The sequence below is a fragment of the Pseudomonas sp. A genome, from assembly GCF_056270345.1.
Genome location: NZ_CM149873.1, coordinates 2,005,463 through 2,029,572, shown reverse-complemented (window position 1 = coordinate 2,029,572; position 24,110 = coordinate 2,005,463). Strand labels below are relative to the sequence as shown.

General features: G+C 65.3%; 21 protein-coding genes. 13 read left to right on the top strand and 8 right to left on the bottom strand.

Translation table 11 applies throughout. The annotated features are described in order from the left end of the window. Positions 1-186: 186 nt before the first annotated feature. Positions 187-1,245: a glycerophosphodiester phosphodiesterase family protein gene (locus tag AC0MAZ_RS09200; protein WP_475860894.1), complete on the bottom strand. Its 1,059-nt coding sequence runs from the start codon at positions 1,243-1,245 to the stop codon at positions 187-189. 142 nt (positions 1,246-1,387) lie between these two features. Here AC0MAZ_RS09200 and AC0MAZ_RS09195 point away from each other — a divergent pair, with 142 nt between their 5' ends. The 4 genes from AC0MAZ_RS09195 to AC0MAZ_RS09180 all read left to right on the top strand — a co-directional run bounded on the left by AC0MAZ_RS09195 (position 1,388) and on the right by AC0MAZ_RS09180 (position 6,619). After that, a complete protein-coding gene (locus tag AC0MAZ_RS09195) occupies positions 1,388-2,404 on the top strand; it encodes a DUF4917 family protein (RefSeq protein ID WP_203647830.1) in 1,017 nt (338 codons plus the stop codon). Positions 2,405-2,480: 76 nt separating this feature from the next. Continuing rightward, positions 2,481-3,002 (top strand): RNA polymerase sigma factor, encoded by a 522-nt coding sequence (locus AC0MAZ_RS09190; RefSeq protein WP_203647831.1) that lies wholly within the window; start codon positions 2,481-2,483, stop codon positions 3,000-3,002. After that, positions 2,999-3,946 (top strand): FecR family protein, encoded by a 948-nt coding sequence (locus AC0MAZ_RS09185; RefSeq protein WP_234560676.1) that lies wholly within the window; start codon positions 2,999-3,001, stop codon positions 3,944-3,946. Before AC0MAZ_RS09190 ends, AC0MAZ_RS09185 begins: the two co-directional genes overlap by 4 nt. A gap of 120 nt (positions 3,947-4,066) precedes the next feature. After that, entirely contained in the window at positions 4,067-6,619 is a 2,553-nt protein-coding gene (locus AC0MAZ_RS09180) for a TonB-dependent receptor (RefSeq protein WP_475860893.1), read from the top strand. 33 nt (positions 6,620-6,652) lie between these two features. Here AC0MAZ_RS09180 and AC0MAZ_RS09175 read toward each other — a convergent pair whose 3' ends face one another. The 4 genes from AC0MAZ_RS09175 to AC0MAZ_RS09160 all read right to left on the bottom strand — a co-directional run bounded on the left by AC0MAZ_RS09175 (position 6,653) and on the right by AC0MAZ_RS09160 (position 9,611). Then, the gene (locus tag AC0MAZ_RS09175) at positions 6,653-7,147 is read right to left on the bottom strand and encodes a helix-turn-helix transcriptional regulator (RefSeq protein ID WP_062572979.1); all 495 of its coding nucleotides are present in this window, start codon (positions 7,145-7,147) and stop codon (positions 6,653-6,655) included. Further along, complete coding sequence (locus AC0MAZ_RS09170) at positions 7,147-7,419, bottom strand: hypothetical protein (RefSeq protein ID WP_232854625.1); 273 nt, start codon at positions 7,417-7,419, stop codon at positions 7,147-7,149. The genes AC0MAZ_RS09175 and AC0MAZ_RS09170 overlap by 1 nt, the downstream gene beginning before the upstream one ends. 167 nt (positions 7,420-7,586) lie before the next feature. Then, positions 7,587-8,807 (bottom strand): class I SAM-dependent methyltransferase, encoded by a 1,221-nt coding sequence (locus AC0MAZ_RS09165; RefSeq protein ID WP_203647834.1) that lies wholly within the window; start codon positions 8,805-8,807, stop codon positions 7,587-7,589. 195 nt (positions 8,808-9,002) lie between these two features. Continuing rightward, the gene (locus AC0MAZ_RS09160) at positions 9,003-9,611 is read right to left on the bottom strand and encodes a TPM domain-containing protein (protein ID WP_234560679.1); all 609 of its coding nucleotides are present in this window, start codon (positions 9,609-9,611) and stop codon (positions 9,003-9,005) included. Between the two features lie 203 nt (positions 9,612-9,814). Between AC0MAZ_RS09160 and bglX the strand changes: the two genes are divergently transcribed. The 7 genes from bglX to AC0MAZ_RS09125 all read left to right on the top strand — a co-directional run bounded on the left by bglX (position 9,815) and on the right by AC0MAZ_RS09125 (position 19,644). Continuing rightward, a complete protein-coding gene (gene bglX, locus AC0MAZ_RS09155) occupies positions 9,815-12,106 on the top strand; it encodes a beta-glucosidase BglX (RefSeq protein ID WP_475860892.1) in 2,292 nt (763 codons plus the stop codon). A 117-nt stretch (positions 12,107-12,223) separates the two neighbouring features. After that, positions 12,224-13,981 carry an ATP-binding protein gene (locus AC0MAZ_RS09150; RefSeq protein ID WP_203647835.1) on the top strand — a complete coding sequence of 586 codons (1,758 nt, stop codon included), beginning with the start codon at positions 12,224-12,226 and terminating at the stop codon, positions 13,979-13,981. Further along, complete coding sequence (locus AC0MAZ_RS09145) at positions 13,975-15,309, top strand: sigma-54-dependent transcriptional regulator (protein ID WP_232854628.1); 1,335 nt, start codon at positions 13,975-13,977, stop codon at positions 15,307-15,309. Before AC0MAZ_RS09150 ends, AC0MAZ_RS09145 begins: the two co-directional genes overlap by 7 nt. 258 nt (positions 15,310-15,567) lie before the next feature. Beyond that, positions 15,568-16,887 (top strand): MFS transporter, encoded by a 1,320-nt coding sequence (locus tag AC0MAZ_RS09140; RefSeq protein ID WP_420713634.1) that lies wholly within the window; start codon positions 15,568-15,570, stop codon positions 16,885-16,887. A gap of 126 nt (positions 16,888-17,013) precedes the next feature. Then, complete coding sequence (locus AC0MAZ_RS09135; RefSeq protein ID WP_475860891.1) at positions 17,014-18,165, top strand: Fic family protein; 1,152 nt, start codon at positions 17,014-17,016, stop codon at positions 18,163-18,165. Between the two features lie 350 nt (positions 18,166-18,515). Continuing rightward, positions 18,516-18,920: a heme utilization protein gene (locus AC0MAZ_RS09130; protein WP_254464224.1), complete on the top strand. Its 405-nt coding sequence runs from the start codon at positions 18,516-18,518 to the stop codon at positions 18,918-18,920. Positions 18,921-19,038: 118 nt separating this feature from the next. After that, positions 19,039-19,644: a flavin reductase family protein gene (locus tag AC0MAZ_RS09125; protein ID WP_203647840.1), complete on the top strand. Its 606-nt coding sequence runs from the start codon at positions 19,039-19,041 to the stop codon at positions 19,642-19,644. Here AC0MAZ_RS09125 and AC0MAZ_RS09120 read toward each other — a convergent pair whose 3' ends face one another. Together AC0MAZ_RS09120 and AC0MAZ_RS09115 are read right to left on the bottom strand one after the other, a co-directional pair. Continuing rightward, entirely contained in the window at positions 19,645-19,878 is a 234-nt protein-coding gene (locus AC0MAZ_RS09120; RefSeq protein WP_232854631.1) for a hypothetical protein, read from the bottom strand. A gap of 42 nt (positions 19,879-19,920) precedes the next feature. Then, the gene (locus AC0MAZ_RS09115; protein ID WP_050703928.1) at positions 19,921-20,214 is read right to left on the bottom strand and encodes a putative quinol monooxygenase; all 294 of its coding nucleotides are present in this window, start codon (positions 20,212-20,214) and stop codon (positions 19,921-19,923) included. Positions 20,215-20,416: 202 nt separating this feature from the next. Between AC0MAZ_RS09115 and AC0MAZ_RS09110 the strand changes: the two genes are divergently transcribed. Beyond that, on the top strand, positions 20,417-21,337 hold the full coding sequence (locus AC0MAZ_RS09110) for an AraC family transcriptional regulator (protein ID WP_110737424.1): 921 nt from the start codon (positions 20,417-20,419) through the stop codon (positions 21,335-21,337). Between the two features lie 72 nt (positions 21,338-21,409). On the opposite strand, the gene AC0MAZ_RS09105 is transcribed toward AC0MAZ_RS09110, so the two are convergent. After that, positions 21,410-23,047, bottom strand: a complete 1,638-nt coding sequence (locus AC0MAZ_RS09105; RefSeq protein WP_254464238.1) for a 5-guanidino-2-oxopentanoate decarboxylase — start codon at positions 23,045-23,047, stop codon at positions 21,410-21,412. 112 nt (positions 23,048-23,159) lie between these two features. Here AC0MAZ_RS09105 and AC0MAZ_RS09100 point away from each other — a divergent pair, with 112 nt between their 5' ends. Continuing rightward, positions 23,160-24,041, top strand: coding sequence for a LysR substrate-binding domain-containing protein (locus tag AC0MAZ_RS09100; protein WP_475860890.1), 882 nt, complete (start codon positions 23,160-23,162; stop codon positions 24,039-24,041). Positions 24,042-24,110: the final 69 nt, after the last annotated feature.

Here is a 24,110-nt window from a genome sequence, read left to right as displayed (position 1 = left end):
CAGGACACTAGTGTGGTGTTTTGCAAATACGACCAATAAATCGCGAGCGATTTTTGCGCTCAGGCAAGGCGTCGCGACGAGTCGTAGCCCAGCTACGGCGAGGAGCGACAACGCCGCATGAGCGCAAAAAACGCCGCGAGTTATGGTCGTTATTTGTGAAACACCACACTAGCATCATCTTGTCGATCAGTAACCCAGCTTGCGCAGCAACTGGCCCTCGTTCTGCGGCAATGGCCGGCCGTAGAAGCGCATCAGCTCAGCGGCGCGATTGGTGAAGATGCCATCGACGCCGGCTTTCATCGCCTTGTCGAAGTCCACCGCCTCGTCGAGGGTGTACACGTGCACCAGCAGGCCCTTGGCATGGCTGGCCTGGTTCATCCAGGGCTGGATCAGGTCGGAATAACTCTGCTCGCCCAGGTGGCTGCGGACCGCCGAAGGGCCGGTGCCGATGGCGCCGCCGGCCTTGGCGTAGTCGAGCCAGCGCTCGAACTCGGCACGATCCTTCGGTTGCTGGCGGGCGTAGAAGGCCGACTTGTCCTGCTCGCCGGACTCGGCGAAGTCCTGCCCGGAGGCCGGTTCGATGCTGCCCTTGGCCACCCACAGCAAGAGGATCTTCGGCACCTGCGGCATGGCTTGGTGCAGCAGCTTGAGGCTGTTGCGGTCGAAGGTCTGCAACACCACCCGGCCCGGCTTGTCGAGCCAGCCGCGGGCTTCGAGGCGTTTCTTCAGGTCCTGTTCGATGCCAGGGAACTGGGCCGGTTCCTTGGTCTCGATGTACAGGCCGGGGTGACGCTCGGGGTTGCCTTCGGCGATGTCGATCACCTCGTCCAGGGTCAGGATGCGCTGGCCCTTGAACGCATCCCGGGCACGCTGGGGATAGGCCTTGTTGAACCAGCTGCCGGCATCCAGCGCCTTGAGCTCGGCCAGGGTGAAGGCGCTGACCGGGCTGGCCTTGCGCTCCGGGTAACGTTCGGCGACGTCGCTGGTGCGCGCCAGCACATCGTCGTGGACTACCACCAGCACGCCATCGCGGGTGCGCTGCAGGTCCATTTCCAGGTAGTCAGCGCCCAGTTCACGAGCCAGCAGGTAGGCGGGAGTGGTGGACTCGGGTGCGTCGAACGAAGCGCCGCGGTGGGCGATCACGGCCGGGTGAGGGATGTCCTGGGCGCTGGCGAGGGCCTTGCCATCAGTGGCATGGGCGGCAGTGCTCGCCAGCAGGGTGGCCAGGAGAAGGGTCTTGTACATGGGTAGTCCTTTGCAGATCGGGGCCGGCCTCCGGAAGACGCCGGCAAGGTCAACGGTGCAGTCCTTGAAGGCGCAAGCCTCGCACACTCTGCATGACATGCTAAAGTCCCCGGCGTTTTCCGCCCCACCCAACGGACCGCCCATGCCCGCACTCGACGCCCACCTGCCCTCCTGGGCCGACCTCAACCAGCGCCACCCCAGCACGGCCCTGCTGCTGGGCAACGGCGCCAGCCGCGCGCTGTGGAAACCGTTCGGCTACTTCTCGTTGTTCGAGCAAGCCCAGCAGGTGCGACACAAGGCGCTGGGCGTGAGCGACCAGGCGCTGTTCAAGGCCCTGGGCAGCGAACTGTTCGAGCCGGTGCTCAGCACCCTGAACACCACGGTACGGGCCAACGCCGCGCTGGCGATCAACTCCACCGCGCCGCTGAACCGCTACTACTCGATCAAGGAAGCGTTGATCCACGCGGTGCGCGCCGTGCACCTGCCCTGGCCGCTGTTCCCCGACGCGACACGTACGGCCATCAACCAGGCGCTGCGCCAGTACCGCACCGTCTACACCAGCAACTACGACCTGATCCTGCCCTGGGCCGTGGCCCAGGATGCGCAAGGTTTCGCCAGCCTGTTCGACGAGCAGGGTTTCTTCGATGTGCGCCGCAGCCAGGTCGAAGGCATTCGCGTGCTGCACCTGCATGGCGGCATGCACCTGCTTAAACTACCCGACGGCAGCACCCGCCAGCGCGGCGCGGAACAGGCCGAGCTGCTCGAAGGCTTCGCCGTCAACATCCCCGGCGAAGTGCCGCTGTTCGTCAACGAGAGCCGCAGCGAGGACAAGCTGCGTGCCATCCGCAACAGCGACTACCTGTCCTGGAGCCTGGGGCAACTGGCCCGCGAACAGGGTGGCCTGTGCCTGTTCGGCCAGCACCTGGATGCCAGCGACCAACACCTGCTCGAGGCCATCCGTCAGGCACGGCCCCAGCACCTGGCCATCGCCATCCGGCCATTGAGCGAGGCTTCGATCATCAACCAGAAGCAGCACTTTATCGACCGCTTCGCCGATCTTGCCCAGGTTCCCCTGCATTTCTTCGACTCAGCCAGTCACCCCCTCGGGCTGGCAGAATTGGCGATCGCCGTGCCCGTCAACCACGCTCGTCGGCGCTAAATCGATCACTTTGCAAATGTAAATAATTCTCGATAAGATCCGCACCCTTTCCTCCACGCCAGCCCGGAAAGCGTGCATGCAGCGCCCCAAGCCCGACCCTGTCGCCCACGGTTTCTATGCCGACATCCTGCATTTCCTGCGCAAGCGCATGGACAATGCCAGCGATGCCGCGGACATGACCCAGGATGTGTTCGCCCAGTGGCTGGGCTACCGGGACCGGGCCAAGGTGGAGCAGCCGCGCGCGTTCCTGTTCCAGGTGGCCCGCAACCTGCTGAGCGACCATTGGCGACGGCAGAAAGTCCGCCACGCGGTGCTGGCCGACGACACCCTGCCCGAGGCACATGACACTCCCGCCAATGACCCGCTGGACCACGCCCAGCAGCAACAGCGGCTGAATCAATTGCGCCAGGTGCTCAGCGAACTCTCGCCGCGACGCCGCGAAGCCCTTATGCTGCACCGTTTCGAAGGCCTGACCCAGGCCCAGATCGCCGAACGCATGAACATTTCCGTCAGCATGGTCGAGAAGCACATCGCCGCCGCCCTGCTGCAATGCAAGCAACGCCTGGACAGTGACAACGGCACGGAGCAGTTCCCATGACCCCCACCGACGAGCTCGACCCGCGGCCGATCGACGCCCAGGCGGCGAGCTGGTTCAGCCGCAACCGCAACCAGCCTTCGCGCCAGGAGCGCAAGGCGTTCGCCCTGTGGATGCAGACGCCCGAGCACACCCGCGCCTACCGCCAGTTCGAACAATTGTGGGATGACCTGGCCGCGCTCAAGCAGGCCAACCGCCCCGTGCCCTTGCCGGTGCGCCGCGCGCCACGCTGGCGCCCGGCCCTGGCAACCGCGGCGGCCCTGCTCTGCGCGGTGCTGGCGGGCAACCTGGGGGCGGGCAGCACCGCCTTCAGCCAGCGCATCGCCGCCGGCCAGGCCTTGCAGACCCTGCAACTGCCCGACGGCAGCCAGCTCTTCGTCAACGCCCAGACCCGCCTGCGCCTGGACTTCAGCGCCGAGCGGAGGCTGATCCACCTCGACCGCGGCCAGTTGTACATCGAGGTCGCGCCCGACAAGGAACGCCCCTTGTTCGTCGACGCCGGCAGCGGCCGAGTGCGCGTGGTCGGTACCGGCTTCGACCTGCGCCGTGGCGAGCGTGAACTGGTGGTGGCGGTTGCCCACGGCCAGGTGGCGTTCGATACGCCGGGCGAACGACAACCGCCCGTGCTGCTCGGAGCCCGTCAGGGCGCCACCTACGACCTGGCGCGCGGCAGCCTGACCCGCCACGAACTCGGTGAGCAGCAAGTCGCCGACTGGCGCGAGGGCCATGTGAGCTTCCGCAACCGCGAGCTGGCCAGCCTGGTCGACGAGCTCGGCCTGTATCGCCAGCACCCGGTGGTGCTGGCCGATCCGGCGCTCGGCCGCTACAAGGTGTCCGGCAACCTCGACGTGCACGACCCGGACGCCCTGCTCAATGCCCTGCCGGCGCTGTTGCCGGTCAAGACCACCTTGCTCGCCGACGGGCGCCTGCGCATCGAGCGACGCTAAAAAAATAATTTGAGAATTTTTATCATTCGCAGGTGAGGTTTTGTCGCAACGCCGCGTCTTCCTCCCCGCCTGCCGCGTGATGGCGGGCTTTTTCCGGCCTTTTGCCGTTTGGGGGAATTCATGTTGTCCGCGTTGCGTCCATTGCACTGCCTGCCTGCCCGACCCACCCTGCTGGCCCTGTGCCTGGCCATGAGCCTGGCCGCCGAAGCCGCGCCGGTGCCCTTCGACCTGCCGGCGCAACCGCTGGCCCGTTCGCTGAGCCAGCTGGCCCAGCAGGCCAAGGTCCAGCTGCTGTTCGACGAGGCCCTGCTCGGCAGCGCCCAGGCACCGGCGCTCAAGGGCGACTTCGAGGCCGAGGCGGCCATCGGGCGCCTGCTGGTGGGCAGCCGCTTCAGTGTCGTACGCATGGGCAACACCTACGTGGTGCGCCTGCGCGAGGACGCCCCGAGTGCCGACAACAGCATCCAGCTCGGCGCCTTGAGCATCGTTGGCGACGGCAAGCAGGTGGAGCCCGGCAACGTCGGACGCTCGACCCTCGACCAGGAACAGATCGACCGCTACCAGCCGAACAACATCCCCAGCGTGCTGGCCACCTTGCCAGGCGTGAACATGGGTGGCTCGGCCAAGCCCGGCGGCCAGACCATCAACATCTGGGGCCTGGGCGACGCCGAGGACGTGCCGATGACCCTCGATGGCGCGCCCAAGAGCGGCTTCGAGCGTTACCAGCAAGGCACGATCTTCATCGAGCCGGAACTGATCAAGCACATCGAGGTGGAGAAAGGCCCGCACTCGGTGAAGACCGGCAACGGCGGCTTCGGCGGCAGCGTCAACATGGAGACCAAGGACGCCGGCGACCTGCTGCAGGAAGGCCGCAACAGCGGCGCCATGCTCAAGTATGGCTATGCCAGCAACGACCATCAGCAGATCTACAGCTCGGCGCTTTTCGGCCGCAGCGATGACCGGCGCTTCGACGGCCTGGTCTATTACACCAAGCGCGACGGCGGCAACCTGAAAATGGCCGACAACCTGCCGGACCCGAACAACCAGTGGCCGGTCAACCCCAAGCGCGTGCCCTACAGCGCCCTGGACCTGGACGGCATGCTGCTCAAGGGCAACGTCCACTTCACCGACGAGCACAGCCTGGGCCTTTCCTACTCGCGCTCCGAAACCGACCGCTGGACCACCTTCGCCGCCACCGCCTACCCGGCGCCCCCCTCGGCGGCGGACATCAGGAAGTACGGCTACGAAGGCTCTCTCAAACGCTTCCTGGCCTATCGCACCACCATCGACACCACCTGGTCGGCCACCTACAAGTACCAGCCCATCGAGAATCCGTGGGTCGATTTGCAGGTGAAATACTCCGAGTCCGACACCAAGCAGACCGACGAGCGTGAAGCCACGGCGTTCTTCCAGCCGTCCACCGGTGGTCGCAAGATGGACACCGAGTACAAGGACCGCATGCTCGATGTGAAGAACACCAGCACCTTCCTCACCGGTCCGCTGGAACACGCGCTCACCGCAGGCGTGCAGGTTCGCCGTCACGATCGCGACACGCAGATGTGGATGCCCGGCAAGACCTACGAAGTGCCCAAGTACAACTATGGCCACTACCAGCCGTACTTCATGCCCAGCGGCCAGGTCGACAGCCAGGGTTACTACCTGCAGGACGCCGTCACCCTGGGCAGCGTGACCATCACGCCTTCTTTGCGCTATGACCACGTCACCAACGAGGGCAAGCCCAACCAGGCGCCCTACTACAACAACCCGGCGGCCGGCCACGACTACAGCGACAAGACCTACAGCGGCTGGTCGCCACGCCTGTCGCTGTTCTGGAAGGCCACCGAGCAGACCGTGCTGTTCGCCGACTACAGCAAGACCTGGCGCGCGCCCGTGCTGGATGAGCAGTACGAGGTGCAAGGCGTGGGAAGCCGTACATCCACCAGCCGCAATCTCGACCCGGAACGTATCACCGGCGTGCGCGTGGGCAGCATCAGCGATTTCTCCAACGTGTTTGTCCAGGGCGACAGCGCCCAGGTACGCACGACCTTGTTCCGCAACAAGATCACCGACGAGATCTTCAAGGCCACCGGGGTCGGCTGCCAGGAGCAACTGGCCACCGGCGGCAGCATCGCCAACACCTGCGGTGGCGGCCTGATGGGCAACTACCGCAACATCGGCGACGTAGAGTACAAGGGCTTCGAGATCGAGACGTTCTACGACTCCACCTACCTGTTCGGCGCGGTGTCGTACGCCTGGATGGAAGGTCGCCACGAGGGCGCCTACACCAACCCTTGGGGCCCCGACGTGTGGGCCAAGGATGTGCCTGCGCCGAAATGGATCACCACCCTGGGGGTCAAGATTCCGTCCTGGGACGCCCGTGTCGGCTGGACCGCGCAGTTCGTCGGCGCCACCCACCACCTGCCCAGTGACAAGTACTTCGAGGGCCCGGCCAGTGCCCTGGGCGACCGCTACTACGACAACTTCGGCAATGAGAAGTACGAGATTCACGGCCTGTTCGCCAACTGGAAACCCCAGCAGCCGTACCTCAAGGGCACCGAGGTCAACCTGACCGTGGACAACCTGTTCAACAAGGCCATCCGGCCGGAGCTGTCGGGCGAGAACGCCTACACCCAGGGGCGCAATGCCAAGATCAGCGTGACCCGGTTCTTCTGATCCTGCGCAACGGCGATGATGCAATGGACTGCATCACCTGCCACTCGCCACCCGTTCCTGGGCCCTGGCGACATTCACCTGCATCGCCACGACAGCCAGTTCATGGAGCGCCTGGGCAACGGCGTGGGTACCCCGTTCCTGCATCCAGGCCAGGATGTCGGCCAGGTGCCAGAGCGAAAGGCTGCCGTCATGCACCGGGGCCGGGAAAGTGCGGTGATGCGTGAGCATGAGCTTGCGCATGTTCTGTCGGGACACCCCCACCAGCGCCGCCACATCGGTCAGGCCGACCAGGTCCGGACTGGCTTCGATCAGGCGGGCCTCCGGCAAGACCTGCCGGACATTCTCCAGGGCGCTGTGCATCGCTTCCCGCGCAGTCTTGCCCTCGCGGGCGAAGGCCAGGGCCAGGCGACCGGGCTGACCGCTACCGACCACCGCGTCATCGCAACCGGCCTCTCCCAGAAGCTCGATCAGTGCATCGACATCCACGCCGTCGTGCAATTGGTACTTGAGGGTGAATTCGTACTCCATCACTTTCGCTCCACTGGCTGATTGACGATCCCACGCATCGACGTGCAGTTGTCCACGACCCGGCGCAACTGGCGAGCGAAGGTGCCCGGATTTCTGGGTGTGCTCCACACGCTGGTGATGCAGAACTCGCCACAGCGGCATTCGCGGTCGTTGTTGGGGCAATAGATCCGCCCCCAGCAATGGCCGCCCCGCACCGTGACTTTCCAGCCCTGCGCCTCAGCGTGTGTCAGGGACTGCTCGACTTCCTTGTTTGGATGGAGAGGACGGGCCATCGATTGAGCTCCAGTATGGGCATGGGAATAAGGTTGTCAAGTGACAACCATGCGACGCCGACGGGCGTCACCACAAGCCAGACTAGGTGCCAGAGAGGCTGCAACAGGCTCAGAAAGACTCTTTCGGAAACGGCCTAACCGAAACTGGGAAGGTGCTGTAGGTTCAATCACCCAGCAATCAGACCATCCGCCTGCAGCAGGGTTTCCAGGCAATGCTCGCGTACCCCATAGAACGCCTTGAGCTCGGCGATCTTCTCCAGCAGCGCGGCATTGTCCTGGGGCTGTCGGCGCTTGACCGCAAGAATCATCTTGTTCTTGTTGGTGTGCTCGAGCGAGATGAATTCGAACACCTTGGTCTCGTAGCCACAGGCCTCAAGATAGAGCGCGCGCAGGCTGTCGGTGAGCATTTCGGCCTGCTGCCCCAGGTGCAGCCCGTATTGCAGCATCGGTTGCAACAGTCCGGGGCTGCGCAGTTGCGGACGAACCTGCTTGTGGCAGCACGGCGAGCACATGATGATCGCGGCGTTGCAGCGAATGCCGGTGTGGATGGCGTAGTCGGTGGCAATGTCGCAGGCATGCAGGGCGATCATCACGTCGATGGCCTCAGGCACCACGCTGCGCACATCACCGCATTCGAACACCAGGCCCGGATGCTCCAGGCGCGCGGCGGCGGCGTTGCACAGCTCGACCATGTCTGGACGCAACTCGACCCCGGTGACCTGCGCCTCACGCCCGAGGGTATTGCGCAGGTAGTCGTGCATGGCAAAGGTCAGGTAGCCCTTGCCCGAACCGAAGTCGGCGACTTTCAGCGCCTGCTGCGCATCCACCGGCGCACCGCTCAAGGCATGGTCGAAGACTTCGATGAACTTGTTGATCTGCTTCCACTTGCGCGACATCGACGGGATCAGCGCGCCCTGCCCATCGGTCACCCCCAGGTCGCGCAGGAACGGTCGCGACAGTTCCAGGTAGCGCTTTTTCTCGCGGTCGTGCCCGCCAGCCCCCGCCTCACGCGGCGCCGGCTGGGCCAGGTGACGGCGCAGCATCGGTTTGCCCTTCTTGCTGAACTCCAGTTGCACCTCGCCGGCGGCGGTGAACAGGTGCGCGTTGCGAAAACTCTCCGGCAGCAGCTCGGCCACCAGCGCCAGCGCCGGGTCCAGCCCCAGGTTGCGGGTGATGTCGCGGGTCTGGTGACGGTAGACCAGCGACAGACAGGCCTGGCCCTTGATCTGCACCGGCTTGGCGATGATCCGCTGCAGGGTCTGGTCGGCGCCGACATGACGGGCCAGCACCAGCTTGCTCAGGCTGCCATCAGCCAGGGCATCGGCTAGCAGGCTCAGGAACTGGGCACGCGGGTCCGGCGCGGTGGGGGCGGAAGAAGGGGACGACATGGGAACGGGTGCCTCGGAATGCGGGGGCGCGATGCGCAATGCCGGGCATTCTACGTCGATGTCAGGCCATCGCGAACCCCTGTGGGAGCGGGCTTGCCCGCGAAGCCGATAACTCGATGCATGACACCGGCTTCGCCGGTGTTCGCGGCGCAAGCCCGCTCCCACGACAACAAGCATTGATTCAGACCACGAGAATCAGTCGAGAATCACCAGGCGGTTGGGCAGCTCGTTGCGCGCATGGGTGGGCGGCACGTGTTCGCTGAGCAGCTCGCCGCAGGCCTCGATGCACTCGACGAAACCCTGCAGGGTATGGCCCTGGCGCACCTGATCGGTGAAGCGGGCGACGATCGCCTCGCGTGCCTGCTCGGGCAGGTGCCGGGCAATGCCCTCATCAACCAATATCTCGACATGACGCTCGGCTTCGCTGACGAAGATCAGCACCCCCGTGGCACCAGCGGTACGCTGCAGGTTGAGCTCGAGAAACTGCTGGCGGGCCAGGCCCGACGCACGCCGGCGCCGCAGCACCACCGGCACCACCCAGGCCGCCAGGCGCGGGTGGCGCAACAGCAGGCACAGGCTGATGAAGGTCAGCATCTGCGCCAGCAGCAGGCCATTGACGCCAATGCCGCCCAGCCACAGGTGCAACGCGCCAGGGATCAGCAAGGCCAGCAGGGCGGCCCAGAGCAACGGCAGGTAGGGAAAGTCGTCGGCGCGGCGGGCCAGGACGGTCACCAGCTCCGCATCGGTACGCCGCTCGGCGCGGGCGATCGCCTCGGCGATCTGGCGCTGTTCGTATTCGGTCATGCCATCGTCTCTCGAGCGTTCTTATCGTTGTTATCCCGGCAATCGGGTGGGCGAGAGTGTATCTCAACAAACGCCTCATATAAGGCATAATCCGCGACTGCGCCGGATCATGGATGAATGATCCACAGAACCGCCAGCGGACGCGACAATAACAGGCGTACGAAACGTCTCGGCCAGCCGCATATCACTCGACAACGGAATTGATGATGAAACTGTCTTTGCTGGGCCTGGCCATGGGCCTTGCCAGTCAGGCGGCCCTTGCCGCCCCAACCGCCGCGCCCCTGCAAGACAAGCAGGCGTTCATCGACCATCTGGTCGGCCAGATGACCGAGGCCGAGAAGATCGGCCAACTGCGCCTGATCAGCATCGGCCCCGAGATGCCCCACGAGAAGATCCGCGAGGAAATCGCCGCCGGACGCATTGGTGGCACCTTCAACTCGCGTACGGCCCCCGAGAACCGGCCGATGCAGGACGCGGCCATGCGCAGCCGTCTGAAGATCCCGATGTTCTTCGCCTACGACACTATCCACGGCGAGCGCACCATCTTCCCGATCGGCCTGGGCCTGGCCTCGTCCTGGGACATGGACGCCATCGCCAAGGTCGGCCGCACCTCGGCCATCGAGGCCGCCGCCGATTCGCTGGACATGACCTTCGCGCCGATGGTCGACATCGCCCGCGACCCACGCTGGGGCCGCACCAGTGAAGGTTTCGGCGAGGACACCTACCTGACCTCGAAGATCGGCCAGGTGATGGTCAAGTCGTTCCAGGGCTCGAGCCCGGCCAACGCCGACAGCATCATGGCCATCGTCAAGCACTTCGCCCTGTACGGCGCGGTGGAGGGCGGGCGCGACTACAACACGGTCGATATGAGCCTGCCGAAGATGTACAACGACTACCTGCCGCCCTACCGCGCCGCGCTCGACGCCGGTGCCGGCGGGGTGATGGTGGCGCTGAACTCGATCAACGGCGTGCCGGCCACCTCCAACACCTGGCTGATGAACGACCTGCTGCGCAAGGAGTGGGGCTTCAAGGGCGTGACCATCAGCGACCACGGCGCCATCCAGGAACTGATCCGCCACGGCGTGGCCCGCGACGGCCGTGAGGCCGCCAAGCTGGCGATCAAGGCCGGCATCGACATGAGCATGAACGACACCCTCTACGGCGAGGAGCTGCCAGGGCTGCTGAAGTCCGGCGAAGTCAGCCAGGCCGAACTGGACCAGGCGGTGCGTGAAGTGCTGGGCGCCAAGTACGACATGGGGCTGTTCAAGGACCCCTATGTGCGCATTCCCAAGGCCGAAACCGACCTGAAGGACTACTACGCAGAAGACCGCCTGCACCGTGACACCGCCCGCGACGTGGCACGCCGTGGCCTGGTGCTGCTGGAGAACCGCGAGCAGACCCTGCCGCTGAAAAAGGCCGGCACCATCGCCCTGGTCGGTCCCCTGGCCGATGCGCCGATCGACATGATGGGCAGCTGGGCCGCCGACGGCAAACCGCAGCACTCGGTCACCGTGCGCGAGGGCTTGCGCCGTGCCGTGGAAGGCAAGGCCAAGCTGGTCTACGCCAAGGGTTCGAACGTGACCGGCGACAAGGCCATGTTCGACTACCTGAACTTCCTCAACTTCGACGCACCGGAAATCGTCGATGACCCACGTCCCGCCGCCGTGCTGATCGACGAAGCGGTCAAGGCCGCCAGGCAGTCGGATGTGGTGGTGGCCGTGGTCGGCGAGTCCCGCGGCATGTCACACGAATCGTCGAGCCGCACCACCCTGGAGATCCCGGCGGTGCAACGCGACCTGATCAAGGCGCTGAAGGCCACCGGCAAGCCCCTGGTGCTGGTACTGATGAACGGCCGTCCGCTGTCGATTGCCTGGGAGCGCGAGCAGGCCGACGCCATCCTCGAGACCTGGTTCAGCGGCACCGAAGGCGGCAACGCCATCGCCGACGTGCTGTTCGGCGACTACAACCCGTCCGGTCGCCTGGCCATCACCTTCCCACGCTCGGTCGGGCAGATCCCGATGTACTACAACCACATGCGCATCGGCCGTCCGTTCACCCCGGGCAAGCCGGGCAACTACACCTCGCAGTACTTCGAGGAGCCCAACGGCCCGCTGTACCCGTTCGGCTACGGCCTGAGCTACACCAGCTTCGAGCTGTCGGGGCTGGCGCTATCGCAGAAGGAACTCAAGCGTGGCGGCACCCTGCAGGCCAAGGTTATGGTGAAGAACACCGGCAAGCGTGACGGCGAGACCGTGGTGCAGCTGTATATCCAGGACCAGAGTGCGTCAATGAGCCGCCCGGTCAAGGAACTGAAGAACTTCCAGAAAGTCATGCTCAAGGCCGGCGAAGCGCGAACCTTGACCTTCGACATCAGTGAGCAGGACCTGAAGTTCTACAATGGCCAGCTGCAGCACGTCGCCGAAGCTGGCCAGTTCAATGTGCAGATCGGCCTCGACTCGCAGGCGGTGCAGCAGCAGAGCTTCGAGCTGCGTTAAGCAGGTTCGGCCCTTCGCGGGGCAAGCCCGCTCCCACAGGAACATCTGCAATCCTGTGGGAGCGGGCTTGCCCCGCGATGAGGCCGGCACAGACAACCGAGATCCCGGATCCGCCCCATGCCCTCATCCTTCCGCGCCCTGCGCCTGGGTTTGATCATCCTGCTGATCCTGGTCGGCACCACCCTCAGCGCCGGCTGGGCCATGCACCAGGCCAAGCGCCAGGCCATGGAAACCGACGCCCGCCGGGCCAGCGAGCAACTGGGCCTGTATGCCAACGCCCTGCACACCCTGATCGAGCGCTATCGCGCCCTGCCTGCGGTGCTGGCGCTGGATCCGGAGCTGATCGCGGCCCTGCGCGGTCCGATCACCGAGCCGGTGCAGGACGCCCTGAACCGCAAGCTCGAACGCATCAACGGCGCCGCCAACTCCTCCACCCTGGAGCTGCTCGACCGCACGGGCCTGGCCATCGCCGCCAGCAACTGGCGCCTGCCGACCACCTATGTCGGCTCCAACTACGGCTTTCGCCCCTATTTCAAGCAGACCCGCAGCCAGGGCAGCGGCCGGTTCTATGCCGTCGGCGTGACCAGTGGCGTGCCGGGCTACTTCCTGTCCAGCGCGGTAAACGACGAACATGGCCGCTTCCTCGGCGCCATGGTCGTCAAACTTGAGTTCCCGGAGCTGGAACGCGAGTGGCGCCAGGGCAGCGATATCCTGCTGGTCAGCGATGCCCGCGGCATCACCTTCATCGCCAATCAGGACGGCTGGCGCTACCGCGAGCTGCAACCGCTGTCCGGCGCCGACCGCGCCGAACTGGCCGAAACCCGCCAGTACGACAAGCAACCGCTGGTGCCCCTGCAGCACCAGGCCCTGACCCGCTTCACCGACACCAGCCACCTGACCCGCGTGCAAGGCCCGGATGGCACCGCCGAGTACCTGTGGGAGCGCCTGCCCCTGGAGGCCGAAGGCTGGACCCTGCACTTGCTGCGCAAGCCGCAGGTCGCCGAGGATGGCCGCAACGCCGCCCTCGCCGCTGCAGCCATCTGGCTGAGCCTGGTGTTCGCCGCGCTGTTCGTCAGCCAGCGCCTGCGCCTGGCCCGCCTGCGCCAACGCAGCCGCGAAGAGCTCAAGCGCCTGGTCGAGGAGCGCACCCGTGAGCTGCATACCGCCCAGGAAGGCCTGGTGCAATCGGCCAAGCTGGCGGCGCTGGGGCAGATGTCGGCAGCCCTGGCCCACGAAATCAACCAGCCGCTGACCACCCAGCGCATGCAGTTGGAAACCCTGCGCCTGCTGCTCGACCATGGCCGCCATGACGAAGCCCGCCAGGCCCTGGAGCCGCTGGAGCAGATGCTGACCCGCATGGCCGCGCTCACCGGCCACCTGAAGACCTTCGCCCGCAACAGCCCCGGCGGCCTGCGCGAACGTCTGGACCTGGCCACGGTGGTCGACCAGGCGCTGCACCTGCTGGATACCCGCATCCGCGCCGAAGGCGTCGAAGTGGCGCTGTACCTGGCCCGCCCGGCCTGGGTCCGCGGCGACGCGATCCGCCTCGAGCAGGTGCTGATCAACCTGCTGCGCAACGCCATCGACGCCATGGCCGACAAACGTTACAAACGCCTGGAGATCCGCATCGAGGCAGACGATGGGCAATGGCGCCTGAGCGTGCTCGATTCCGGTGGTGGCATCCTCGACTGCGACCTGGACCGGGTCTTCGATCCGTTCTTCACCACCAAGCCGGTCGGTGAAGGGCTGGGCCTGGGCCTGGCCATCTCCTATGGCATCGTCATCGACGCCGGTGGCCGCCTGCAGGTCGAGAACCTGCCGGGCGGTGCCCGCTTCAGCCTCACCCTGCCCCGCGACCTGGAGCCTGTATGTTGAATTCGGTGATTGTCGTCGACGACGAAGCGAGCATCCGCACCGCGGTGGAACAGTGGCTGAGCCTGTCGGGCTTCAGCGTGCAACTGTTCGCCCGCGCCGAAGACTGTCTGGACAGGCTCGAGCCGCACTTCCCCGGGGTGATCCTCAGCGACGTACGCATGCCCGGCATGTCCGGCCTGCAACTGCTCGAACAGCTGCAGGCGAACGACCCCGACCTGCCGGTGATCCTGCTCACCGGCCATGGCGATGTGCCCATGGCCGTGGAAGCGATGCGCAATGGCGCCTATGACTTCCTGGAAAAGCCGTTCACACCACAGCACCTGATGGGCAGCCTGCGCCGGGCCCTGGAAAAGCGCCAGCTGGTCCTGGAGAACCGCCACCTGCATGAGCAGGCCGACCTCAAGGCGCAGCTGGAGAACACCCTGCTGGGCATGTCCCAGGGCTTGCAGCAACTGCGCCGCCAGGTGCTGGAGCTGGCCGGCCTGCCGGTCAACGTGCTGATCCGCGGTGAAACCGGCAGCGGCAAGGAGCGCGTGGCGCGCTGCCTGCACGACTTCGGCCCGCGCGCCGACAAACCCTTCGTCGCCCTCAACTGCGCGGCCATTCCCGAGACGCTGTTCGAGGCCGAGCTGTTCGGCCATGAGAGCGGCGCGTTCACCGGTGCCCAGGGCAAGCGAATCGGCAAACTGGAGTACGCCAATGGCGGTACCGTGTTCCTCGACGAAATCGAAAGCATGCCACTGGCCCAGCAGGCCAAGCTGCTGCGGGTGATCCAGGAACAGAAGCTTGAGCGGCTGGGCGCCAATCAGAGCATCAGCGTCGACCTGCGCATCATTGCCGCGACCAAGCCGGACCTGCTTGAAGAAGCCCGCGCCGGGCGTTTCCGCGAAGACCTGGCCTATCGCCTGAACGTCGCCGAACTGCGCTTGGCGCCCCTGCGCGAACGGCGTGAGGACATCCCGCTGCTGTTTGAGCATTTTGCCCGCGGCGCCGCCGAACGCCTGGGGCGCAGCGCCCCACCGCTGAGCGGCGCGCAACTGGCGCGCCTGCTGGCCCACGATTGGCCGGGCAATGTGCGCGAGCTGGCCAATGCCGCCGAACGGCATGCCTTGGGGTTGGGCTCGCCGGCTTTGGAGGTCGCGTCCGGCGGGCAATCCCTGGTCGAGCAGATGGAAGCGTTCGAGGCCCAGTGTCTGCGCGCTGCATTGCGTCAGCACAAGGGTGAGATCAAGGGCGTGATGGAGGCACTGCAACTGCCGCGGCGCACACTCAATGAAAAGATGCAGCGGCATGGGTTGGCGAGAGAGGACTTTCTTGAGCGCGAATGAGCGGATTCTTGCCTATCCATTGGCGAGAACAAGCGAAATTCCGCTCACTCACTGATCCTCCGAGGCACTTCTTCGCGGGGCAAGCCCGCTCCTACAAGGATATGCATTACCCGCAGGTTACAGGGGTTGCGTGGGAGCGGACCGGCTCGCGATGCACCCAAACGGATCACTGCGCCCCCACCTGGCACACCTCCTGCAAAACCCTTCTCAAGCTGCGCCTCGAGCGCGCTCCACAAAAACAACGAGAAGGTATCCCTGATGGATAACGCCAGCACTCTGCCCACCGGGGCGGCCGTTGCGCCCGCCGCGCAAAAGTCCACCGCCAGCCGCCTCAAATCGATCTTCAGTGGTTCCATCGGCAACATGGTCGAATGGTACGACTGGTACGTCTACGCCGCATTCTCGCTGTACTTCGCCAAGGCCTTCTTCCCCGCCGGCGACACCACCGCCCAACTGCTCAACACCGCCGCGATCTTCGCCGTGGGCTTCCTCATGCGTCCGATCGGCGGCTGGCTGATGGGCCTGTACGCCGACCGCAAGGGCCGCAAGGCGGCACTGATGGCATCGGTGCTGCTGATGTGCGCAGGCTCCCTGGTCATCGCCCTGACCCCGGGCTACGAGACCATCGGCGTCGCCGCGCCAGTCCTGCTGGTCATCGCCCGCCTGATGCAGGGCCTGTCGGTGGGTGGCGAATACGGTACCTCCGCCACTTATCTGAGCGAGATGGCCAGCAAGGAACGCCGTGGCTTCTTCTCCAGCTTCCAGTACGTCACCCTGATCTCGGGTCAGCTCATCGCCCTGGCGGTGCTGATCGTCCTGCAGAACACCCTGACCACCGAGGAGCTGTATGCCTGGGGCTGGCGCGTGCCGTTCGTGATCGGCGCGCTGTGCGCGGTGGTCGCCCTGTACCTGCGTCGCGGCATGGAAGAAACCGCGTCCTTCACCAAGAAGGAAAAATCCAAGGAAAACCTGATGCGCACCCTGCTGCGCCATCCCAAGGAGCTGATGACCGTAGTCGGCCTGACCATGGGCGGAACCCTGGCCTTCTACACCTACACCACCTACATGCAGAAGTATCTGGTCAACACCGTGGGCATGAGCATCAGCGACTCGACCACCATTTCGGCGGCCACGCTGTTCCTGTTCATGTGCCTGCAACCAGTGATCGGCGGGCTGTCCGACAAGATCGGTCGACGCCCTATCCTGATCGCCTTCGGCGTGCTCGGCACCCTGTTCACCGTGCCGATCCTCAGCACCCTGCACACCATCCAGACCTGGTGGGGCGCGTTCTTCCTGATCATGGCCGCGCTGATCATCGTCAGCGGCTACACCTCGATCAACGCCGTGGTCAAGGCCGAACTGTTCCCGACCGAGATCCGCGCCCTGGGCGTCGGCCTGCCGTACGCGCTGACCGTGTCGATCTTCGGCGGCACCGCCGAGTACGTGGCCCTGTGGTTCAAGAGCGCCGGCATGGAGACTGGCTACTACTGGTACGTCACCGCCTGCATCGCCTGTTCGTTGCTGGTGTACGCGACCATGAAGGACACCAAGCAGCATTCGCGGATCACCACCGACTGATCCCTCCTCGCAGAACTGAAAAGGGGCGCTCCGGATGACCGGGCGCCCCTTTTTTAATGGATTGTGAGCCGAATAATAGCGTCATTCGGCTCACATCATGAGCCGAATGACGCTATTATTTGGCTCATGAACCCAAAAGCGCACACGGCTGCAGACACCGTCTGGGTCTGGCAGCAGGCCGACTGGCCCGACGTTCGTTGGGACGCGTCGCAACTGGCAACCTTGCTCAGGGACTGCGTCCAGGCGCAAGGCTGCCTGCTGGGCAGAGCGGGGGCGGTGACCGAGGCCAATGCCAACCTCGATACACTCGATACCCTGCTGCAGAACATTGTCACGTCCTCGGCCATCGAGGGTGAGCAGCTCAATGTGGAGTCCGTGCGCTCTTCCCTGGCCCGCCGGCTCGGGATTGCCGAGCCAGGAACGACCACGACACGCAGCGAGGGCCTGGCCGAGTTGATGGTGGATGCGACCATGGGCTATGTTCGGCCACTGGATCAGCAGCGCCTGTTCCTGTGGCATCGCTGGCTGTTCCCCGAGCATGACACTACGCTCGCACCGCCCATGCCAGTCGGCGCATGGCGCGACGATGCCCCGATGCAGGTGGTGTCGGGTCGTATCGACAAACCCAGGGTGCATTTCGAAGCACCGCCGCGTGCCGGCCTGGAGCAGCAGGTGCAGCAGTTCCTCGACTGGTTCGAGAGAAGCCGCAGTGATCGGCAACTCGACCCCCTGCTACGCGCGGGGCTCGCCCATTTCTGGTTCGTCACCTTGCACCCCTTCACCGATGGCAATGGCCGCCTGGCCCGCGCCATCACAGACCTGGCATTGGCCCAGGGCGAGCAGCGGGCGGTCCGTTTCTACGCCATATCCAGCAGCATCCTGGAAGACCGGGCCGGCTACTACGCAGTCCTTGAAAGCAGCCAGCGCGGCGATCTGGACGTCACACAATGGCTGGCCTGGTTCCTTGCCACCTTGCTGCGCAGCCTCCAGCAAGCGCTGGCGCGCATCGACCGGGTGCTGGCCAAGGCACGCTTCTGGCTGATCCATCGTGGCGACGGCTTGTTACCCGAACAGGTCAAAGTGCTCAATCGCCTGCTCGACGGTGGCCCTCGCGGCTTCGAGGCGGGTATCAGCGCCAGCCAGTACCAGGCTGTGGCCAAGGTCTCCAAGGCCACAGCCACCCGGCACCTTGCCGACCTGCTGGACAAGCACTGCCTGGTTCGTCTGCCCGGCGGCGGACGAAGCACCCGCTACAGGGTGAATACCCAGGAGACATGAGCGGGGCTGCTCAACGAGCACTCTGAAAAGCTCGACCGCTCGCTGAACCTCGCATCACGGGTAACAGGCCTCCCTCTCGTGAAAAGCCGCCTCCTCCCTTAATTCCCAATTAACTGCCTGGGCTCATTCTGAAATGGCCCTGCCACCGCCTGGCCCTCCCGAAAACCGATGGGAGCGATGCTGGGCGGCGGCCGGGGCGCCAATGGCAACTTCCTGCAGTTACCCGCGCCAAAAACAATCGACTTAATCGATTCTTATACGTGGTTTTTTGCGCTTTTTAATCAAATTAATAGGCGTAGCATTAAACCCATAGAAACAACAACCCCAAGCAATCCACCGGAGCAACGGCCATGAAAAACCAACTGATCCTCACCCTCGCCCTCTCTGTTCTGTCCACGGGTGCCTTCGCCGAAGACGGTTTCGACCGTACCGGCGCCCACACCTTCGCTGCCGTGCAGAGTCAGTCGGCTATCTACGCAGAAGATGGCTTCGATCGTACCGGTGGGCAGCGCTTCGCCGAAGACGGCTTCGACCGCACCGGCGGCCAACGCTTCGCCGAAGACGGCTTCGACCGCACCGGCGGCCAACGCTTCGCCGAAGACGGCTTCGACCGCACCGGCGGCCAACGCTTCGCCGAAGACGGCTTCGATCGCACTGGCGGCCAACGCTTCGCCGAAGACGGCTTTGATCGCACCGGCGGCCAACGCTTCGCCGAAGATGGCTTCGACCGCACCAACGGCCACCGCATCAGCTGATCGCTGATGCGCGCAACCAGCCCGGCTTCGGCCGGGCTTGATCATTTGCAGCCGGGCCAAGCCTTGGCACACTAGGCGCCTTGTCTCCCACCAGGAAGGGCCTCGCGGCCTTGCGCAGATGTACTACTACGAACCCGCCAAAGGCCACGGCCTGCCCCACGACCCGTTCAACGCCATCGTCGGCCCACGGCCCATCGGCTGGATCTCCAGCCACGACCGCGAAGGCCGCCTGAACCTGGCGCCCTACAGCTTCTTCAACGCCTTCAACTACATCCCTCCGATCATCGGTTTCTGCAGCGTCGGGCGCAAAGACAGCCTGAACAACATCGAGCAGACCGGTGAGTTCGTCTGGAACCTGGCCACCCGTCCGCTGGCGCAGCAGATGAACCAGAGCTGCGCCGCCGTGGCGGCGGATGTCGACGAGTTCACACTCAGCGGCCTCACCCCGACCGCCTCGAATGTGGTCAAGGTGCCGCGCGTGGGCGAAAGCCCGGTGAGCTTCGAATGCAAGGTCAGCCAGATCGTCCAGCTCAAGCGCGCCGACCAGGAAGTGGTTCCCAGCTGGCTGATCCTCGGTGAGGTGGTGGCGGTGCACATTGCCGAGCACCTGCTCAAGGACGGCATCTACGACACCGCCGCAGCCGAGCCGATCCTGCGTGGCGGCGGCCCGGCCGACTACTTCGCGCTGGGCGAGCTGTTCAAGATGGCTCGCCCACAGGTCTGATCAAAAGACCAGTTCACCTTCCTCGCTCACGCCCTGCAGGCGTTCGAGTTCGGCACAAGCGGCCTGGTCGGCCGCGATCGCCGACTGGAACACCTGCCCGTCCAGCACTTTGTGAAAGCGCGGCGCGCCGCCCATGACCAGGGCCTTCACGGCGATCGCCGCGTGGTAGCCGCCGCCTTGCACCGGGACCATTGCCGAAACCGCTTCGAAGTGGGGGAATTCTCTACGTGCCATGTCGCTTTGCGCCTGTGTGATCGAGGGGCGGCATTCTACACGTTAGGCGAAGGTATGCAGGTCCAGGCTGCTGACCACCTGCTCCTGCACCAGCTCCCCGAACACGTCGAGGGTGGGCGAAGCGAAATAGCCACTCATCGCCTGCTGGTCGCACCAGCTGCCGCTGAGCAGCCACAGGTCGGCATCGACCTGCGAGCGCTGCACGCTGAAGCTCAGGCAGCCCGGCGCACGTCGCGACGGCTCGAGCAGGTCGCGCAGGCGTACGCCGAGTTCTGCGGATCGACCGTTGCTGGCGCGGATGAAAGCCAGGTGTGTGACCGGTTGTTGCTGGGTCATGAACGATCTCCTTGAAGCACTACGGACGGGAAAACCAGGCTGCCAAGGTTAGAGGCTCGCCCGCGCGGGACGTTAGGCCATTACTGCCGGCCGATTGCCTGATCCTGCAACGCGGCAGGATCAGGCAATCGATCTGCAGCTTTCGACTAGCGCCTGCCATTGCCCAAACCTATGCTGCGTCGGTCAGCAGAGGAATCCCGCCATGAGTTCATCCACGCCCCTCGATCCGCTTCTGGAACAGCAACGCCAGGAGCTGGCCGGGCTGATCCGACGTCACGCCAACGGCCCCTATGGCGCGGTGTCGGCCATCGAAGACCTGTACCTGACTCGCTATGAAGAAGATGTGCGCGGCATGCCGGCCCTGGCGCAACCGGCCTTGTGCATCCTGGCCCAGGGCAGCAAGACATTGTTCCTGGGCGACGAGCGCTATACCTACGATCCGCTGCACTACATGGTGGTCTCGGTAACGCTGCCCATCACCGGCGCCCTGCTCGAAGCCAGCCCCGAGAACCCCTGCCTGGGTTTGCGCCTGGACATCGACCCGGCGCAGATCAGCCAGCTGATCGCCGAGAGCGGGCCGATACTGGTCCCCGGCCAGTCTTCCGGCCGCGGATTGTTCGTGGAGAAAAGCGATCCGCAACTGCTCGACACACTGCTGCGCCTGGTGCGTCTGCTCGACAGCCCACGGGACATCGCCGTGCTCGCCCCGCTGGTGCGCCGCGAGCTGATGTATCGCGTGCTGCGTGGCCCCCAGGGCTGGCGGCTGTGCGAGATCGCCCTGTCCAGCAGCCAGACCCACCGGGTATGCCAGGCCATCGCCTGGCTCAATCGGCATTACCAGGAGCCCTTGCGCATCGAGGACCTGGCGCGCGAGGTCAACCTCAGCACCTCGACCCTGCACCACCGTTTCAAGGCCGTGACCTCGATGAGCCCGTTGCAGTACCAGAAGCAGCTGCGCCTGCAGGAGGCGCGGCGACTGATGCTCAACGACGGGCTGGAGGCCGCGGTGGCTGGCTACCGGGTAGGTTATGAAAGCCCGTCGCAGTTCAGCCGCGAGTACAGCCGCCTGTACGGCGCGCCGCCGATTCGCGACGTGGCGCGCCTGCGCGCCAGCGCCAGCTGAAAAGAGACAAACATCGGGCGACTGTAGGAGCGGGCTTGCCCCGCGATCGAGGGCAAAGCCCTCGCTGCAGCTTCAGCCCTGAACCGCCCGCTGCCACTGACCTTGATCCACCTGGATCAAGGTCGGCCCCCTGCGCTCCACCGCCCTGCCCAACGCTGCCTGCAGTTGCGCCACATCACCCACGTCCTCTGCCTCGGCCCCCAACGCCCGCGCCACGCCAATGAAGTCCGGGGTATGGATGTCCACGCCGACCGGCTCGATCGCCCGGTTGACCATGTACTTCTTGATCTCCTCGTACCCCTGGTTGTTCCACAGCAGCACGATCAACGGCACCTGCGCCTCGACCGCGCTGGCAAGCTCAGGCAGGGTGAACTGCAGCCCGCCGTCACCGATCAGGCACACCGCCGGCGCGCGTACGGCGGGCGACTCGGCGCTGCCCAGCCAGGCGCCCATGGCGGCCGGCAACGCGTATCCCAGCGTGCCGTAACCAGTGGAGGCATTGAACCAGCGACGCGGCCTGGCCATGTCCAGGGTCAGGTTGCCGGTATAGACCGGCTGGGTCGAGTCGCCCACCAGGATGGCGTCCGGCAGGGTCTGCAGGATGCTGGTCAGCAGACGGGTCTGGCTCAGGGTCGGCTGGTCCCAGCTGGCCGCGTTGTCCTGGCGCAGGCGGGCGGCCCGCGCCGCTCCCCAATCGCTTTCGCGCGGCGGTTGCGCCTGCAGGTTCAGGGCCACCAACAGCGCTTCAATAGCCTGGGCGGCATCCGCTACCAGGGCCAGTTCGGGCAGGTAGTTGCGCACCGTCTGGTCCGGGTCGATATCGATCCGCAGCAGGCTGCCGGGGATCTCGAAACCGCCCTTGAAGGTCACGTCGTAGTCGGTTTCGGCCAGTTCGGTGCCGATGGCCAGCACCACGTCGGCCTCGGCCACCAGCGCACGGGTGGCCGGCAGGGTCTGGGTCGAGCCGATCTGCAGCGGATGGTTCGCGGGCAACAACCCCTTGGCGTTGATGGTCAGCGCCACCGGCGCCTGCAGGTGCTCGGCCAGCCGCGCCAGCCCGGCGCCCGCCTCCAGCGCACCGCCACCGGCCAGGATCAGCGGACGCCGCGCCTTGGCCAGGCGCACGGCCATGCGTTGCACGGTCTGTGGCGCGGCGCCGGCCCGGGTGGTGCGCACCACGCGGCCCGGCAACAGGTGATCGGCGGGTTCCACCAGCACATCCAGCGGGATCTCGATATGCACCGGGCGCGGACGGGCGCCATCGAACACGGCGAAGGCGCGGGCCAGCACCTCGGGCAGGTCATCGGCGCTCATCAGCGTGTGCGAGAACGCCGCCACCCCCGCGACCAGGCCAGCCTGGTTGGGCAGCTCGTGCAGCTTGCCGCGTCCACCGCCCAGCTGGCTGCGCGATTGCACGCTGGAAATCACCAGCATCGGGATCGAATCGGCATAGGCCTGGCCCATGGCGGTGGTGATGTTGGTCATGCCCGGGCCGGTGATGATGAAGCACACCCCAGGCTTGCCCCGGGTACGCGAGTAGCCATCGGCCATGAACCCGGCACCCTGTTCGTGGCGCGGGGTGATGTGACGGATCGAGGAGGCGGCCAGGCCGCGGTAGAGTTCCACGGTATGCACGCCGGGAATGCCGAAGACATGATCGACGCCATAGCCTTCGAGGAGTTTGACCAGCACTTCACCACAGGTTGCCATCATCGAGTACCCGATTCTTGTTGAAACCTGTGCTCATGGAACCAAGCGCCGACTACCGCCACAATGCAAAAAAACACATACTAGCCATGACCCCACATCATGGCTTGTCACAATGAAACGCCTGCCCCCCCTCCCCGCCCTGCACACCTTCCTGGTGACCGCCCGGCACTGCAACTTCACCCGCGCCGCGCAACAGCTGCATATCACCCAGGGCGCGGTCAGCCGGCAGATCGCCGGGCTCGAGGAGCACCTGGGCTACGCGTTGTTCCAGCGCCAGGCCCGGGGCCTGACCCTGACCCGCGAAGGGCAGGACTGGCTGCCCCGGGTGCAGCAGGTCTTTGCCCTGATCGAGCAAGGCGTGCGCGAGGTCGGCGGGCGTAGCGCGACACTGCAGCTCAAGGCGCCGACCTGCGTGATGCGCTGGCTGCTGCCACGCTTGCTGGAATGGCAGGCACTGCGCCCGGATGTGCCGGTGGAGTTGACCACCACGGTGCAGCACGGCGTGGATTTTCGCCGCGAGGGCTTCGATGCGGCCGTGGTGTATGGCGCGGCGCCGAACCATGGGCTGCAGGTACACAAGCTGTTCGATGAACAACTGACGCCGGTCTGCGCGCCTTCGGTGTCGAGCGACCTCTTGCAGTTGCAGGACCTGGCGCGGCAGATGCTGCTGCACCCCTCGCGGGACGAACACGACTGGCAGCTGTGGTTGCAGGCGGCCAACGCCGGGTTCGAGCCCCAGGGGCCGAAGCAGCACTTCGAGACGTTGGACATGGCAATGGCCATGGCCTCCCAGGGGACGGGGATCGCCATCGGCGATTTCTCGCTGATCGGCGACGACCTGCGCACAGGCCGGTTGTGCATGCCGTTCGAGCTGAAGGTGACGACCGGGAAGGGCTATTACCTGGTGAGCCCGTCGAAGACCATGCCCACGGGGCTGGTCGAGTTGATGGAGTGGCTGCAGGCGCGCGCCTCAAGCCTTGCACAATCCCTGTAGGAGCGGCCTTGTGTCGCGAAAGGGCCGCATAGCGGCCCCGGCGATATCTGATTTGTCGCTGAAAGCCTG

What these genes read in the sequence shown, in the direction of transcription:
- AC0MAZ_RS09200 (WP_475860894.1), bottom strand. Translation starts at nt 1,245, where the DNA reads ATGTACAAGACCCTTCTCCTGGCCACCCTGCTGGCGAGCACTGCCGCC.
- AC0MAZ_RS09195 (WP_203647830.1), top strand. Translation starts at nt 1,388, where the DNA reads ATGCCCGCACTCGACGCCCACCTGCCCTCCTGGGCCGACCTCAACCAG.
- AC0MAZ_RS09190 (WP_203647831.1), top strand. Translation starts at nt 2,481, where the DNA reads ATGCAGCGCCCCAAGCCCGACCCTGTCGCCCACGGTTTCTATGCCGAC.
- AC0MAZ_RS09185 (WP_234560676.1), top strand. Translation starts at nt 2,999, where the DNA reads ATGACCCCCACCGACGAGCTCGACCCGCGGCCGATCGACGCCCAGGCG.
- AC0MAZ_RS09180 (WP_475860893.1), top strand. Translation starts at nt 4,067, where the DNA reads ATGTTGTCCGCGTTGCGTCCATTGCACTGCCTGCCTGCCCGACCCACC.
- AC0MAZ_RS09175 (WP_062572979.1), bottom strand. Translation starts at nt 7,147, where the DNA reads ATGGAGTACGAATTCACCCTCAAGTACCAATTGCACGACGGCGTGGAT.
- AC0MAZ_RS09170 (WP_232854625.1), bottom strand. Translation starts at nt 7,419, where the DNA reads ATGGCCCGTCCTCTCCATCCAAACAAGGAAGTCGAGCAGTCCCTGACA.
- AC0MAZ_RS09165 (WP_203647834.1), bottom strand. Translation starts at nt 8,807, where the DNA reads ATGTCGTCCCCTTCTTCCGCCCCCACCGCGCCGGACCCGCGTGCCCAG.
- AC0MAZ_RS09160 (WP_234560679.1), bottom strand. Translation starts at nt 9,611, where the DNA reads ATGACCGAATACGAACAGCGCCAGATCGCCGAGGCGATCGCCCGCGCC.
- bglX (WP_475860892.1), top strand. Translation starts at nt 9,815, where the DNA reads ATGATGAAACTGTCTTTGCTGGGCCTGGCCATGGGCCTTGCCAGTCAG.
- AC0MAZ_RS09150 (WP_203647835.1), top strand. Translation starts at nt 12,224, where the DNA reads ATGCCCTCATCCTTCCGCGCCCTGCGCCTGGGTTTGATCATCCTGCTG.
- AC0MAZ_RS09145 (WP_232854628.1), top strand. Translation starts at nt 13,975, where the DNA reads ATGTTGAATTCGGTGATTGTCGTCGACGACGAAGCGAGCATCCGCACC.
- AC0MAZ_RS09140 (WP_420713634.1), top strand. Translation starts at nt 15,568, where the DNA reads ATGGATAACGCCAGCACTCTGCCCACCGGGGCGGCCGTTGCGCCCGCC.
- AC0MAZ_RS09135 (WP_475860891.1), top strand. Translation starts at nt 17,014, where the DNA reads ATGAACCCAAAAGCGCACACGGCTGCAGACACCGTCTGGGTCTGGCAG.
- AC0MAZ_RS09130 (WP_254464224.1), top strand. Translation starts at nt 18,516, where the DNA reads ATGAAAAACCAACTGATCCTCACCCTCGCCCTCTCTGTTCTGTCCACG.
- AC0MAZ_RS09125 (WP_203647840.1), top strand. Translation starts at nt 19,039, where the DNA reads ATGTACTACTACGAACCCGCCAAAGGCCACGGCCTGCCCCACGACCCG.
- AC0MAZ_RS09120 (WP_232854631.1), bottom strand. Translation starts at nt 19,878, where the DNA reads ATGGCACGTAGAGAATTCCCCCACTTCGAAGCGGTTTCGGCAATGGTC.
- AC0MAZ_RS09115 (WP_050703928.1), bottom strand. Translation starts at nt 20,214, where the DNA reads ATGACCCAGCAACAACCGGTCACACACCTGGCTTTCATCCGCGCCAGC.
- AC0MAZ_RS09110 (WP_110737424.1), top strand. Translation starts at nt 20,417, where the DNA reads ATGAGTTCATCCACGCCCCTCGATCCGCTTCTGGAACAGCAACGCCAG.
- AC0MAZ_RS09105 (WP_254464238.1), bottom strand. Translation starts at nt 23,047, where the DNA reads ATGGCAACCTGTGGTGAAGTGCTGGTCAAACTCCTCGAAGGCTATGGC.
- AC0MAZ_RS09100 (WP_475860890.1), top strand. Translation starts at nt 23,160, where the DNA reads ATGAAACGCCTGCCCCCCCTCCCCGCCCTGCACACCTTCCTGGTGACC.